Consider the following 13,979-nt stretch of genomic DNA (forward strand, 5'->3'; position numbering starts at 1 on the left):
TCCGACAGCCCCTCCCCTAACCCCTCCCGCAAGCGGGAGGGGACATGAGTTCATTGGAGACCCCAAAATGACCACCGAAGCCCTCATCAACGACACCCGCAAGGCGGAGCTGCTGTCGACCGAGGTCGAGCATATCGACATCAAGAATTTCGACGCGCGCCCGATCGTCGAGGCGATGAAGAAGATGAGCTTCACCAGCCGCGACCTGGGCCGCGCGACGGACATCTACAACCAGATGCTGGCCGATCCGGACTGCTCGATCGTGCTTGTCGTCGCCGGATCGACTTCGGCCGGCGGCTGCATGGATCTCTATGCGGACCTCGTGAAGCACAACATGGTCGACGCGATCGTCGCTACCGGCGCCACGATCGTCGACATGGATTTCTTCGAAGCGCTTGGCCACAAGCACTATCAAGCGCTTGAAATCCCTGACGACGACACGCTGCGCTCGCTCTATATCGACCGCATCTACGACACCTATATCGACGAGGTGGCGCTGCAGAATGTCGACCACACGGTCGCGCTCATCGCCAACGAGCTCGAGCCCCGCCCCTATTCCTCGCGCGCCTTCATCCGCGAGATGGGCAAGTGGCTGACCAAGAACGGCAAGAAGGAGAACAGCCTCGTCAAGCTCGCCTACGAGAATGACGTGCCGATCTTCTGCCCGGCCTTCACCGACAGCTCGGCGGGCTTCGGTCTCGTCAAGCATCAGGTCGATGCGATGAAGGCGGGCCGCTCCTATCTGACGATGGATTCGATCGCCGATTTCCGTGAGCTGACCGACATCAAGATCAAGGCCGGCACCACCGGCCTGCTGATGATCGGCGGCGGCGTGCCGAAGAACTTCGTCCAGGACACGGTCGTCTGCGCCGAGATCCTCGGCCACGAGGATGTCGAGGTGCACAAATATGCGGTGCAGATCACGGTCGCGGACGTCCGCGACGGCGCCTGCTCCTCCTCGACCCTCCAGGAGGCGGCGTCCTGGGGCAAGGTTTCGACGGCCCTGGAACAGATGGTCTATGCCGAGGCGACCTCGGTGCTGCCGCTCCTGGCTTCCGACGCCTATCATCGCGGCCACTGGAAGACCCGCGCCAAGCGCGCCTTTGGGAAGATGTTCGACTGATGCGGAAAAGACTCGCCGCCCTCGCCGCCGCGCTCCTCCTTACGGCGCCGGCGAGCGCGGGGGGCGAAAAGGCGGACCTCCTCATCCGCCACGCAACTGTCGTCGATGTCGCCGGCGCGAGAACGGTGCCGGACCAGGCGGTGGCGGTGCGCGGCGACAACATCGTTGCGGTCGGACCCGATGCCGCCGTGGCCGCGCGCTTCGCAGCGGCCGAGGTGATCGAGGCCTCAGGCAAGTATGTGATGCCGGGCCTGTGGGACATGCACATGCATTTCGGCGGCGGGCCGGAGCTTGTGGAGGAGAACAGGAATCTTCTCCCCGTCTACGTCGCTTACGGCGTCACCTCGGTTCGCGATGCCGCGGCGGACATCAGCGACTCCGTGCTGACGTGGCGGAGCGAGGTGGCGAAGGGGGCGCTCCTCGGCCCCACCATCTACACGTCAGGACCCAAGCTGGAGGGCTATGACCCGCTCTGGAAGGGCACGATCGAGGTCGGAACGCCCGCCGAGGTCGACGCGGCGCTCGATCGGCTGGAGGCGATGGACGTCGACTTCGTCAAGATCACCGACAACACGCTGAAGCCCGACATCTTCCTCTATGCCGTCAAGGCCGCCAAGGCGCGCGGGATCAAGACCTCGGCGCACACGCCCTATGCGCTGACGATCCTGGAGGCGGCCGAAGCGGGGCTGAGTTCGGTCGAGCATATCGATTATCTCATCAAGGCCGGCTCCCCCCTGGAGGCGCAGGTCGGCGCCGATTATGCGGCGGGTAAGCTGACCTATGGCGAGGCGTCCGACCGCTTCGTCGAGACGTTCGATCCCGACTATGCGAGGAGCGTCTATAAACAGCTCGCCGCGACCGGCCTGGCGGTCACGCCGACGCTCAACATGGGCCGTATCCTCGCCTATCTCGACCAGGAGGATCATTCCGACGATCCGGCGCTGGCCCTCATCGGCCCCGGCCTCCGCAAGACCTATGAATGGCGCGTCGAGCGCGCCGCCAAGGCCACGCCCGAACAAGTCGCGGATCGGCATCGGGAATATGAGCTCAGCGCCAAGGTGCTCCCGATGCTGCGAGATGCCGGCATCCCCATCCTGGCCGGGACGGACGCCGGCTATCTCAATTCCTTCAACTATCCCGGCCAAGCGCTACACGACGAGCTGCAGCGCTATGTCGAGGCGGGGCTGACGCCGGCCGAGGCCCTGGCGAGTGCGACCATTACCGGCCCGGCCTTTCTCGGCCATTCCGATCGCTATGGCGCCGTGGCCGAAGGCAAGACGGCGGATCTCCTGATCCTGAATGCCGACCCGCTGGAGGACATTTCCGCCACGCGCGGCATTCACGCCGTAATCCTGAAGGGACAGCTGCTCGACTCCGCCGCGCTGGACCGCCTGCTCAACGAGGCCAAGGCACGCGCCGCGCGCTAGATCATTCCCGCGAGAACCGCGCCGCCAGCTCCACATGGGTGGACCAGCGAAACTGCCCCACTGGCTTGATCCAGTCGAGGCCGTAGCCGCCTTCGATCAATATCTTCGCGTCACGGGCGAAGGTGCTGGGATTGCAGGACACCGATGCGATCCGGGAAACGCTGGAGCGGGCCAGCATCTCCGCCTGCTCCCGCGCGCCGGCGCGGGGTGGATCGATCACCACGGCTTCGAAGCGGCTCAGCTCCTGCTCGTCCAGCGGGCGACGAAAAAGGTCGCGATGGTCGACGAAGATCGTTCGCTGCGCGCGATTGGCCGCGCTCTTCAGCGCCAGGGCCGCGTCCCGGCCGCCTTCCACCGCCAGGATACGTCCCTGCAGCGACAGGGCGAAGGTGCCGAGACCGGCGAAAAGGTCCGCGAGAATGCGCGCGGGCCCGACCGCTTCGCGCACCGCTTCGACCAGCGTTGCCTCGCCCTGGTCCGTCGCCTGGAGGAAGGCGCCTTGGGGCAGCGGCACGGGCGCGCCGCCCAGAGTGATGGTCACCGGCTCCGGCTCCCAACGCGTTTGCGGCCCATCGCCGTCGTCGGTGGCGAGGCGGGCGATCCGATGGGCGTTGGCGAAATCGGTGACCCGCTCCGTCGCCTGCAACCCTGCAACCGGAACGTTTTCGAGGAGAATGTCGGGCCCCTGATCGGCCAGGGTCATGCGGACGCCGCCGCTTCCCCTGGGCCCGAGCAGTTCGCCCAGCAAGCGCCGCAGCGGCTCGACCAGTGCGAACAGCTCCGGCCGGAGGATGAAGCATTCGTGCATGTCGACGATGCGGCTGCTCTTCTCGGCGTTGAAGCCGAGCCGCACCTGGCGGCCTCGGCTCTCCGCGCGAAAGGAGGCGCGTCGGCGGCTGACCGTGGGCGAAATGTGCGGCGGCAGGATTTCGGGGACGGCCACGCCTTGGCCCATCAATGCCGATGCAATGCGGTCGACGAGGAAGCCCGCATAAGCGGTGTCGTCGACATGCTGGAGCTGGCAACCGCCGCATTCGGGGAAGTGGCGGCAGGGCGGCTCGGCCCGATGCGGCCCCGGCTCTATCGTGCCGTCCGCATGCACCCGATCGCCGAGCGCCGTGAAGGGGATGTGACGGCCGGTCTCCGTCACGCCATCGCCGCGCGCCGCAATGCGTACGATGGTGTCGGTCACCGGCACTCTGCGAGCGCTTCGCGCAGATGGGAGAGGAGATCGTCGGCGATCAAGCCGGGGCCCGCCATGGCACCAGTCCGGCCGTGCAGCCACACGCCGGCACAGGCCGCCTCGAAGACCTCCAGCCCCCTCGCCCGCATCGCTGCGATTATGCCGGCGAGCACGTCGCCCGTCCCGGCGCTGGCGAGCCAGGGTGAGGCCGGTGGCGCGATGGCGGCTCGGCCGTCCGGCGCGGCGACGACCGTATCGGATCCCTTGAAGACGATCACGGCCTGGGAGCGACGGGCCGCCTCCCGCGCCTGCTCCACCTTGCTGCCCACGAGCGTTCCGAACAATCGCGCGAACTCGCCGGCATGGGGGGTAAGGATCGGCGTCTCTCTCCAGCGCGGGAAATCCTGCCCGGCCAGCAAGGCAAGGGCGTCGCCGTCGATCACCAGTGGACGTCCGGATTCGAACGCCCGCCGGAACCTGTCTCTTCCCTTCCCCACCTTGCCGAGCCCGGGCCCGATGACGACGGCATCGACGCGTTCATCGTCCAGGGCCTCGAGGCCGTGCGACTGCACGACGGCGCTCGGCACGCCGGGGAGCGGCTGCGGTGCGATCAGTCGGACATAACCGGCGCCAGCCCGCGCAGCGGCGGCGGCGGCCAGGGCAATCGCGCCGAGCATCTCGCCGGCGACCAGGGCGGCATAACCCCTTGTATATTTATGATCGTCCGGCCCGGGAGCGGCCAGCCTTGGTCTTTCGATCCGCCGAAGGTCACTCCTCGCTTCGATGCCGATTTCCGCCACGGCGATTCGACCCATGTGCCGAGCCGCCGGCTGAAGGAGGTGCGACGGCTTCAACGTCGCGAAGGTGACGGTAAGCTCGTAATCGGGAACCGGCGAGAGAATGCGGCCGTCGTCGGTGGCGACGCCGCTCGGCAGGTCGATGGCCACTTTGACGGCGGCCTCACCGGCAAGGCGCATCAGCGCCGCCGCCGTCGCCTCGTCGAGCGGCCGGGCAAGGCCGGTGCCGAACAGCGCGTCGATCAGAAGCGGCGCGCCTTCCGCCGCCGCCAATGGCTCGACGAGGCCGGACCAGGCCGCCCGCGCCGCCTTGGCCGCACCGCTCTTGGGTTCGGCGAGCGCCGCCACGCGCACGTCCACGCCCCTGGCCGCCAACTCGCGCGCGACGACATAGCCGTCGCCGCCATTATTACCGGGTCCGCACAGGATGAGCGTGGGCAGAGGCCCGGCAAAGCGCCATATCGCCTCGGCGGCCGCGATGCCGGCGCGCTCCATCAGCGTTTCGACGGGCGTGCCGGCGTCGATCGCGCGTTGCTCGGCGGCGCGCATTTCGGCCGCGGTGAGGATGACGCTCATTGTCCCTGCCGCAGCGCCTTGACCGTCGCCGGCAGCCGGTAACGGTCGTCCGCAATCGAAACTTCGATCCGGTCGTCGGCGATGATGGACACGATGGCGGGCTCCGCGCCGTCCGCCGCGACGACGCCACGCCCGTCGCCGGTGACGAGGAGGCGGCGGAAGCCACCGCTGGGGTGGTGGAGCGTCAGGATCGACCCTTCATCGCCGGCCGTCCGTTCCACGATGCAGCTCGATTTGAAGGCCGTCGCGCCTTCGACCGCGCAGGCTATGCGATTGGCCGGATCGGCGGCGAGCGCCTCCTGCGCCCCTCGGTCGGAATCGCCGCAGGCGGCCAAGAGGATAAGGGCGGCGAACGGAAATTTCCTCATCCGCGGGTGTTTGAGCCAAGCACCGGCCTCAAGCAAGAGCGTCGGCGGTCCGCTGCAGTATCGGTGTCAGCCTGTCGGCCCAGCGCCGGACTCCGGCGGCGTCGCCGATCAGGTCCTGCCGAACCTCGACGACGAGGTAGGGAAGCCCCCGCGTCTCGGCGTGAAGGTCCATCGTCGCATTGAGGTCCTGCCCCGAATAGGGCTGGTTGTCGCCGGTGACGATCCCCTCGGCCTTTAGCAGATCGATGGCGATATGGGCCGCGCGCACGTCCTGGTTGTAGAGGATCCCGACCTCCCACGGCCTTTTCTCCTGGGGCCGGGTGGCGAGCTGGGGCGTGAAGCTGTGAAGCGCGAAGAGGATGCGCGGCCTAAGCCGCTCCACCGTTTCCGTGATCAGCCGGTGATAGGGGTCCCAGAAGCGTTCGAGCCGCCGCTCCCGATCGGCCGGCGTCAGGGCCTCGTTGCCCGGGATGGGATGTCCGTCGCTGATCACGGGAATTGCGTTGAGCTCGTCCCGCTCGCGGTGGAGATCGACGACGAGCCGTGAAACGGTGGCGAGAATGGCCGGACAGCCGAGCCGGGCGGCGACTTCGCGCGCCAGCGGATCGACGCCGATGTCCACCGCCATATGCTGGTGCATGAGGCTTTCGGGGATGCCGAGGTCGATGTCGGCCGGCACGCGGTTGGACGTGTGGTCGGCGACAAGCAGAAGCTCGGAGCCGGGCGTCCCCGGAAGGAAATCCGCGACTTCGCTCATTTCCTGCGGCTCCTGTGAGCGGCAAGTCGCTCGGTCACCGCCTCCGAACCGAGAAGCGACTCGAACGCCCTGTCCTGCCCCTCGTCCTGGCTCGTGCCGAGCGAGGCCAGCCGGACCGCCCGTTTCAGAACGCGAAGGCTCTCTTCATCATTGGCCGCAACAGCGGCGGCGAAGGGTTCGACCGCGGGCTCCGCTTCACCCTCGATAGCCCATTCGACGAGGCCGATGCGGGCCGCCTCCCGCGCATCGATGATCTCGGCGCCGAACAGCAGCCGCGACGCCTGGCCCGGACCGACGAGGGAGACGAGCCGGTACACATCCTCCTGGGGGTAAGCGACGCCGAGCTTAGCGGGCGTGATGGCGAAGCGCGCCTTGGGCCCGGCCACGCGAATGTCGCAGGCCATGGCGAGCGCGACGCCGGCCCCGAAACAGGCACCCTCGACCAGGGCGATGGTGGGAATAGGCAGGTCGGCGAGCGTGTCGAGCCCGTGCCGCATCGCACGGCGGAAGGCAGAACGCGCCTCCGCGTCGTCTCGGAAGGAGTCGAACTCCGAAATATCGGCGCCGGCACTGAAGGCGCCGCCGGGCGCGCTGCTGACGATCAGGGCTCGGGCGCCGGAGCCCACTGCCTCGTCCGCCGCAGAAGCCAATTGGAACCAACCGTCGATAGCTATGGCGTTAAGCGCCGCGGGACGGTTCAGAGCTAGGCGCGCGGTGGCGCCATTTAGGGAAAGTTCGAACATCGCCGCTGCTTGCCGCTCCGGAACGGCTTTGTCATCCGCGACGAGAAAAAAGGGCCGGGCGCGAATACTGGCGCCCGGCCTCTGAAGGTGCATGGCGCTCGCCCCGGAGGACAAGGACCATGCGCGGATGTCGGCTCGTACGTGCGAGCCTCGACCCGTCCATGACGGCACGCAGCAAGGCTCGTGCCACGACGGCAGGACGGGGCTTACGATGGTTAATCCGGCTCCAAATCTGTCCCGTCGCGGGAAGACCGGATCATCTGAGACGAGTCGCGAGCTGCCACCAGTCCGGGCGTTCGGCCGCTATGGCATCGTGCGCCGCGTCCCGCTCCACCACGGACTCGAACAGCGCGAAGCAGGTCGCGCCAGAGCCCGACATCCGAGCCAACCGCGCACCGCTCTGAGCCTTAAGGCGCTCCAGGACCTCCCCGATTTCCGGCACCATCGCTAGGGCGATCGGCTCCAGATCGTTGCGGCCGGCCCTCCAGTCGTCCGGCAAAGGGCCGCGATCGATGCCGTCCCAGCCGCGAAACACCGCGGCGGTCGAAACCGCCTTGCGGGGATTGACCAGCAGGACCGGCATCTTGCCCAACCCGGTCTCCACTGGCTGCAGCCTGTCGCCACGCCCTTCGCCGCGTGCGGTAACGGAGCCGATGCACGCGGGCACATCCGCGCCGAGCGATGCCGCGAGCTCGGTCAGCTTCTCGGAGTCCAGATCGAGCGCCCAGAAGCGGTTCAGCAGCCTCATGGCGGCGGCCGCATCCGCCGAGCCGCCGCCAAGCCCGGCCGCGATCGGCAGGCACTTGGTAAGGCGCAGCGAGGCGCCTTTGCCGCCCGGCTGAAGAAGGCGTGCCGCGCGCAACACGAGATTGTCGGTCTCGTCCGACAGATCTTGGCGCATCGGCCCCTCGACGTGGAGCTCAAGCCCGTCGGCCGGCGCCACCTCAAGCTCGTCGCCGTCCTCGCAGAAGGCGAACAGCGTTTCGATGCGGTGATAGCCGTCCGGTTCCCGGGAGCGAACGTGCAGCGCCAGGTTGATCTTGGCGTAGGCCCTTTCCCGCATCAGGGCGAAGCGAGCGTGGGCGTCAGTCCCGTCTCGATCTTGGCCCGTAACCGCTCGGCATCCTCTTCCTCGGCGTAGATCAGCGCCGCCTCCCAGGCATAGCGCGCCTCATAATGGCGGCCGGCGCTGTAATAGGCGTCGCCCAGATGCTCGTTGATCGCCGGGTCGGCCGGCTGCCCCACCACCGCCTTTTCGAGCAGCGGAATGGCTTTGTGGACCTGGCCGTGCAGATAATGCGCCCAGCCGAGGGAGTCGGTGATTTCCGGGCTGTCGGGCTGAAGCCGGCTCGCCTCGGCTATGAGGCGCATGGCCTCCTCGATATTTTCGCGCCGTTCGAGCTGCGAATAGCCGAGATAATTGAGCACCAGCGGCTGCTGCGGCGCGAGCCGATAGGCCGCTTCGAGCGCGGCCTTGGCCTCGGGCCAGTTCCCGGCCTGATCTAGCGCGCCGCCCCGAAGCAGCCACAGCGCCCATTTGCCTTCCTCGGTGCCTTGCTGTTCCGCAACGGCCAATGCGCGGCCATAAGCGGCGGCGGCATCGTCCATCCGCTCCAACTGGCCATAAAGATCGCCGAGGCGAGTCCAGTCGGCGATGCTCGGCGGCCCCGCCTTCACCGCCGCCAGCGCCTCGTTCAGCGCGGTCTCGGTTTCACCGGCCGCGATCAGCAGCCTTATTCGCCCGTCGCTGGCGTTGGCGGCGAAGGGGTCGGTCGGTGCGACATGGCTGAGGACTTCCAGCGCCTCCGCCTGCTGCTCGCGCGCAGCGAGCAATTCGCTCGTCACGAGCCATGTCTCGCTATTCTCGGGCGCGAGGAAAGTCGAAAGCCGCGCATAGGTGAGCGCCAGCGGCGTCACATTCTGGCGATGAAGATCGATGGCGATGCGGACCAGCAGCTCGGCGATGCCGGGCCGGGCGCCGTCGATGGCGCCTGGGATGGGCCGTTTCGCTTTCAACAGCCGCCGCGCCGCAACGATCGGGGTTTCGTCTCCCTGAAGGAGCTCCGCCGCCTTGTCCCGTCGGCCCTGCTTGGCGAGCAAGGCTGCGGCGGCGATCCGGAGACGGCTGTCGCGACCGCCGGCGCCGTCCGCCACTTTCGCCAGCTGGGCGGCGCCCGCCTCCTTGCCCTGCGCCAGCAGGATCAGCGGGCGGTGCTCCGCCACATAGGCGGCAGCCAGGGGGTCGCTGCCCGCGGTGGCGAGGATCTCCATCGGATCGCCCTTGCCGGTCTCGAAAGCAAGCCAGGCGCGGAGCACCGGAAGCATGAAGGAGAAGACGTCGTCCTCCCCGATCGCCGTGACATAGCGTTCGGCGGCGGCCCAGTCCCCGGTTCGAACCGCCTCGGTCAGGAGGAGCATCCGGATGTCGGTGGCGAGCAGCCCCGCCTGTTCCAATATGCGGGCGGAACGCACGGCAAGGTCGCGATCCCCGGCCTCGACGGCTTGGGCGAGCGCGCGCGCCGCCAGCATCTTGTTCTCGGGGGCCAAGGAGAGGGCGGCGGCATAGCCTTCGGAGGCCCGGTCCAGCGCTCCAATGCTGTCGGCCGCCCGCGCCTGGACATAGGCGCTGAGGAGCGCATGGTCGTCGCGACTGGCATGAGACGCGGCGCCGAGAGGGAGGATCAGGGCGCCGGCGAGGACGCCATGGAGTCCGAGCCTACATATTGGGATAATTGGGTCCTCCTCCGCCTTCCGGGACCACCCAGTTGATGTTCTGGGTGGGGTCCTTGATATCGCACGTCTTGCAGTGGACGCAATTCTGGGCGTTGATCTGGAGCCGGGGATTGCCCTCCTCCTCGCCCACAATTTCGTAAACCCCCGCCGGGCAATATCGCTGCTCGGGCGCGTCATAATCTTTGAGGTTCACCTCGATCGGTACGCTCGCATCCTTGAGCGTGAGGTGAACGGGCTGGTCCTCCTCGTGATTGGTGTTCGACAGGAACACCGAGGAGAGGAGGTCGAAGCTGATCACGCCGTCCGGCTTGGGGTAGGCGATCGGCTTCGCCTGATCCTTGCGCAGCAGCGTCTCATTGTCGGGATGATGCTTCATCGTGAACGGAAGACCGATTTTCAGCGTCCGCATCCACATATCTGCACCCGCGAGGATCGTGCCGAGCGTGCCGCCGAATTTGGCGACCATCGGCTCGACGTTGCGGACCATTTTCAGCTCGTCGGCAACCCAGCTCGAGCGGAGATTGTCGTCATAGGCCTTGAGCGCATCCCCCTCGCGGCCGGCGGCGATCGCCTCATAGGCGGCTTCGGCGGCGAGCATGCCGGACTTCATCGCCGTGTGGCTGCCCTTGATGCGCGGCACGTTGACGAAGCCCGCCGAGCAGCCGATCAGCGCGCCGCCGTCGAAGGCGAGCTGCGGCACCGATTGCCAGCCGCCCTCGTTGATCGCGCGGGCACCATAGCTGACGCGCCGGCCGCCTTCCAGGATCGCGCGGATCTCCGGATGCTGCTTCCAGCGCTGGAATTCCTCGAACGGGTTGAGGTACGGATTCTTGTAACTGAGCGCGACGACGAAGCCGAGCGCGACCTGGTTGTTCTCCTGATGATAGAGGAAGCCGCCGCCCCAGGCATCGGTCAACGGCCAGCCCTGGGTGTGGATGACGCGGCCCGGCGCATGCTTGGCGGGGTCGATGTCCCACAGCTCTTTAAGGCCGATCCCATAGACTTGCGGCTGACTATTCTCGCCCAGCTTGAAGATACGCTTCAGCTCCTTGGTGAGGTGCCCGCGCGCCCCTTCCGCGAAGAAGGTATATTTGCCGTGCAGCTCCATCCCCGGCTGGTAGTCGGGCTTGTGCGTGCCGTCGCGGGCGACGCCCATGTCGCCGGTGGCGACGCCCTTCACCGCGCCATTCTCATGGAACAGCACCTCGGCGGCAGCGAAGCCGGGGAAGATTTCGACGCCGAGCGCCTCGGCCTGCCCGGCCAGCCAGCGGCAGACATTGCCGAGCGAGGCCGTATAGGTGCCCTTGTTGCTCATGAAGGGCGGCATCATCCAGTGCGGCATGCCGTATTTCGACGTCTCGCCCAGAACCCAGTGATGGTTCTCCGTCACCGGCACGGTAAGGGGGCTGTCCAGGTCCTTCCAATTGGGCAGCAGCTCGTCGAGCGCGCGCGGATCGATGACCGCGCCCGAAAGGATGTGGGCGCCGACTTCCGATCCCTTTTCGAGGATGCAGACGGAAAGCTCCCGCCCTTCCTTCTCCGCGAGTTGCTTGAGGCGGATGCTGGCGGCGAGCCCGGCAGGGCCGGCCCCGACAATCACCACATCATAGGCCATGGACTCGCGTTCGCTCATTCCTCACTCCGTTTCGCCACCGTTCCTTCGTCGCAAACGGCCAACATCTCGCAGATAAGCGGCTATTTTTCCGTTGACCACCCCGCAATAGCATGACTCTATAGGGTGCTGTGGAGCGGGGAGGCGAACCCTATTCCCCTGCGGCCGCGGCAAGCGCGTTGCAGTGGTGGCTGGAGGCGGGCGTCGACGTCATGGTCGACGAAGCCCCGCGCGACTGGCTGCGCCCCGAGCCCAAGGCCCCGCCTCCCCCGGCTCCGGCGCCCTCTGAAGCGCGTGAGGAGCGGCTGCCCGATCAGCTCGATCTGTTCCAGGCGTGGCTCAGGGACAGCGGGACCCTCCCCTTCGCCTCTCCATCGGCCCCGCGGGTCTGCCCCTCGGGTGATCCCGCGTCGGGGCTGATGATCATGGTCGACATGCCGGCGACCGAGGACCGCCGCGATGGCGCCTTGCTGTCCGGCGAGGCGGGCCGGCTGTTCGACCGCATGATGGCGGCGATCGGGCGCGACCGGGGATCCCTTTATCTCGCCGCCCTTTCCTGCTTCCGCTCGCCGGATGGCCGCTTCACGAGCGAGACCGGCCGCCAATGCGCCACGATCGCTCGGCACCATATCGGGCTTGCCGCGCCGAAGGCGCTGCTGCTGTTCGGCGATGCCTGTTCCAAGGCGTTGCTGGGACTGCCGATGGCGAAGGCGCGCGGACGCTGGCACGAGGTTGCGACGCATGCCGGGCCCGTTAAGACATTGGTAACCATTCCACCCTCTTATCTGCTCGATCAGCCGTCGGCGAAGGCTCTGGCCTGGGCCGACCTGCAGATGCTCGCCGAAGGACTGAAGCCATGAAGCCCCTCCGCGCCCTGCTTTTGGCCGCCACGCTCACCCTCCCTGCCGCGCCGGCGCTGGCGCTCGACGTCAGCACCGGCCGCAGCGCCGATCTTCGCCGCGATGGCCCGTCGGTGCTGAGCGCTTCGGAGCGCAGCAATTATCGCGAGGTCTTCGCCGCCATCCACCGCAGCGACTGGGCGGGCGCCGCGGCGCGCCTCGCCGGGATGCGCGACGGGCCGCTCCACGCCGCGGCCACCGCCGAGCTGTATCTGGCCAAGGGTTCTCCCGTGGTCTCGATGGAGCAGGCGCTGACCTTGCTGAGGCAGGCCCCCTATCTTCCGCAGGCCGCGCAGTTGGGACGGCTCGCGCAAAGGAGAGGGGCGACGGAGCTGCCCGATCTGCCGCGGGCGCAGGATCTCGCCTGGGCCGGCAGCCAGCCTCGCCGCGCCCGCGCCGAGAGCGTGGCGACCGACCCGGCCGCCCGCGAATTGGATGCGCTGATCCAACCGCTTATCGTCGGCGACCGGCCGGCGGAGGCCGAGGCGTTGCTCAACGCGCATTCTTACGGCCTCAGCCCGGAGGCCCGAACCGAATTCCAGCAGCGCGTCGCCTGGTCCTACTATCTCATCGAGAACGACGCCGCCGCGCGGCGCCTGGCGGACGTCGCCCGGAGCGGCAGCGGCCAATGGGCGCTGCATGCCGCCTGGGTCTCCGGCCTCGCCTCCTGGCGGATGGGCGATTGCAACGCTGCCGCCAATGCCTTCGCCCAGGTCGGCGCCCGCGCGAGCGATACCGAGCTTTCCGCCGCCGGTCATTATTGGGCCTCGCGGGCGGACATGAAGTGCGCGCGCCCGGAGAATGTCCAGGCGCGGCTGCGGCAGGCGGCGGCGCTCAAGGAAACCTTCTACGGCCTGCTTGCGGCCAGCGCGCTCGGCATCCGCACGCCGGGCTTTGCCGGGCTCCACGATTTCCATGACGCCGAATGGCGCAAGATCGCGCGCGAGCCCAATGTCCGCGCGGCGATCGCCCTGACGGAAATCGGCGAGACCAACCTTGCCGACCAGTTTATCAAGCATCAGGCGCGGATCGGGGGACGCGAGGATCATGCCGCCCTCATCCACCTCGCCGCCGACCTCAATCTCGCCTCAACCCAATATTGGCTCGCCCATAACGCGCCGCGCGGCGCCCATGTGAACATGGCGGCACGCTATCCCACCCCGGATTGGCAACCGCCGCGCGGCTGGCGCGTCGATCAGGCGCTGGCCTATGCCCATACGCTTCAGGAATCCGGCTTCCGCACCGCCGTCACCAGCCCCGCCGGCGCCAAGGGCCTGATGCAGGTTCGGCCCGGCACCGCCGGCGACATCGCCCGCCGGCGCGGCGAGCCTTTCAGCCCGGACCAGCTCAGCGTTCCCGCCTACAATCTGGAATATGGCCAGAGCTATCTGGAATATTTGAGGAGCCACCACGGCACGGGCGGCCTGCTGCCCAAGGTGATCGCCGCCTATAATGCCGGTCCCGCCCCCATATCGGAATGGAACAGCCGCCGCTTCGGCGAGGGCGATCCTTTGCTCTACATCGAGTCGATCCCCTATTGGGAAACGCGCGGCTACGTGCCGATCGTGCTCAGAAACTACTGGATCTACCAGGAGAAGGCCGGCGACCAGCCGGTCAGCCGCCAGGCCCTGGTCCAGGGATTGTGGCCGCGTTTCCCGGGCCTCCCTGGGGCGACGGCGGTGCGCCTCGGCACCGGCGCCTCCCGCGCCGGCGCCCACGGCAGCGACTAACCCTGCCGTCATCCTTCCACCACCGTCATCC

General features: G+C 67.7%; 12 protein-coding genes. 4 read left to right on the forward strand and 8 right to left on the reverse strand.

Annotated elements, in window-relative coordinates; genetic code table 11:
* Positions 1-67: 67 nt before the first annotated feature.
* On the forward strand, positions 68-1,123 hold the full coding sequence (locus DF286_RS14535) for a 1,9-bis(guanidino)-5-aza-nonane synthase (RefSeq protein WP_109272397.1): 1,056 nt from the start codon (positions 68-70) through the stop codon (positions 1,121-1,123).
* Positions 1,123-2,550 carry an amidohydrolase family protein gene (locus DF286_RS14540; RefSeq protein WP_109272398.1) on the forward strand — a complete coding sequence of 476 codons (1,428 nt, stop codon included), beginning with the start codon at positions 1,123-1,125 and terminating at the stop codon, positions 2,548-2,550. Before DF286_RS14535 ends, DF286_RS14540 begins: the two co-directional genes overlap by 1 nt.
* 1 nt (position 2,551) lies before the next feature.
* On the opposite strand, the gene DF286_RS14545 is transcribed toward DF286_RS14540, so the two are convergent.
* From DF286_RS14545 to DF286_RS14580, 8 genes are all read right to left on the reverse strand, one after another.
* Positions 2,552-3,742, reverse strand: a complete 1,191-nt coding sequence (locus tag DF286_RS14545) for a class I SAM-dependent RNA methyltransferase (RefSeq protein WP_109272488.1) — start codon at positions 3,740-3,742, stop codon at positions 2,552-2,554.
* Entirely contained in the window at positions 3,739-5,106 is a 1,368-nt protein-coding gene (locus tag DF286_RS14550) for an NAD(P)H-hydrate dehydratase (protein ID WP_109272399.1), read from the reverse strand. Before DF286_RS14550 ends, DF286_RS14545 begins: the two co-directional genes overlap by 4 nt.
* On the reverse strand, positions 5,103-5,474 hold the full coding sequence (locus DF286_RS14555) for a hypothetical protein (RefSeq protein WP_109272400.1): 372 nt from the start codon (positions 5,472-5,474) through the stop codon (positions 5,103-5,105). Before DF286_RS14555 ends, DF286_RS14550 begins: the two co-directional genes overlap by 4 nt.
* 28 nt (positions 5,475-5,502) lie before the next feature.
* Complete coding sequence (locus tag DF286_RS14560) at positions 5,503-6,231, reverse strand: N-formylglutamate amidohydrolase (RefSeq protein WP_109272401.1); 729 nt, start codon at positions 6,229-6,231, stop codon at positions 5,503-5,505.
* Positions 6,228-6,974 carry an enoyl-CoA hydratase/isomerase family protein gene (locus DF286_RS14565; RefSeq protein ID WP_158274707.1) on the reverse strand — a complete coding sequence of 249 codons (747 nt, stop codon included), beginning with the start codon at positions 6,972-6,974 and terminating at the stop codon, positions 6,228-6,230. Before DF286_RS14565 ends, DF286_RS14560 begins: the two co-directional genes overlap by 4 nt.
* 256 nt (positions 6,975-7,230) lie before the next feature.
* Entirely contained in the window at positions 7,231-8,037 is an 807-nt protein-coding gene (locus DF286_RS14570) for a 4-(cytidine 5'-diphospho)-2-C-methyl-D-erythritol kinase (RefSeq protein WP_109272403.1), read from the reverse strand.
* Complete coding sequence (locus DF286_RS14575) at positions 8,037-9,521, reverse strand: tetratricopeptide repeat protein (RefSeq protein WP_109272404.1); 1,485 nt, start codon at positions 9,519-9,521, stop codon at positions 8,037-8,039. The genes DF286_RS14570 and DF286_RS14575 overlap by 1 nt, the downstream gene beginning before the upstream one ends.
* Positions 9,522-9,690: 169 nt before the next feature.
* Positions 9,691-11,340, reverse strand: a complete 1,650-nt coding sequence (locus DF286_RS14580) for an electron transfer flavoprotein-ubiquinone oxidoreductase (RefSeq protein ID WP_109272405.1) — start codon at positions 11,338-11,340, stop codon at positions 9,691-9,693.
* Between the two features lie 158 nt (positions 11,341-11,498).
* On the opposite strand from DF286_RS14580, the gene DF286_RS14585 reads away from it, so the two are divergent.
* Both DF286_RS14585 and DF286_RS14590 read left to right on the forward strand, forming a co-directional pair.
* Positions 11,499-12,179, forward strand: a complete 681-nt coding sequence (locus DF286_RS14585; RefSeq protein ID WP_109272406.1) for a uracil-DNA glycosylase — start codon at positions 11,499-11,501, stop codon at positions 12,177-12,179.
* Positions 12,176-13,948 carry a lytic transglycosylase domain-containing protein gene (locus DF286_RS14590; RefSeq protein ID WP_109272407.1) on the forward strand — a complete coding sequence of 591 codons (1,773 nt, stop codon included), beginning with the start codon at positions 12,176-12,178 and terminating at the stop codon, positions 13,946-13,948. The genes DF286_RS14585 and DF286_RS14590 overlap by 4 nt, the downstream gene beginning before the upstream one ends.
* Positions 13,949-13,979: the final 31 nt, after the last annotated feature.

The organism is Sphingosinicella humi, from assembly GCF_003129465.1.
In the GTDB taxonomy this organism is placed as follows: Bacteria; Pseudomonadota; Alphaproteobacteria; order Sphingomonadales; family Sphingomonadaceae; genus Allosphingosinicella; species Allosphingosinicella humi.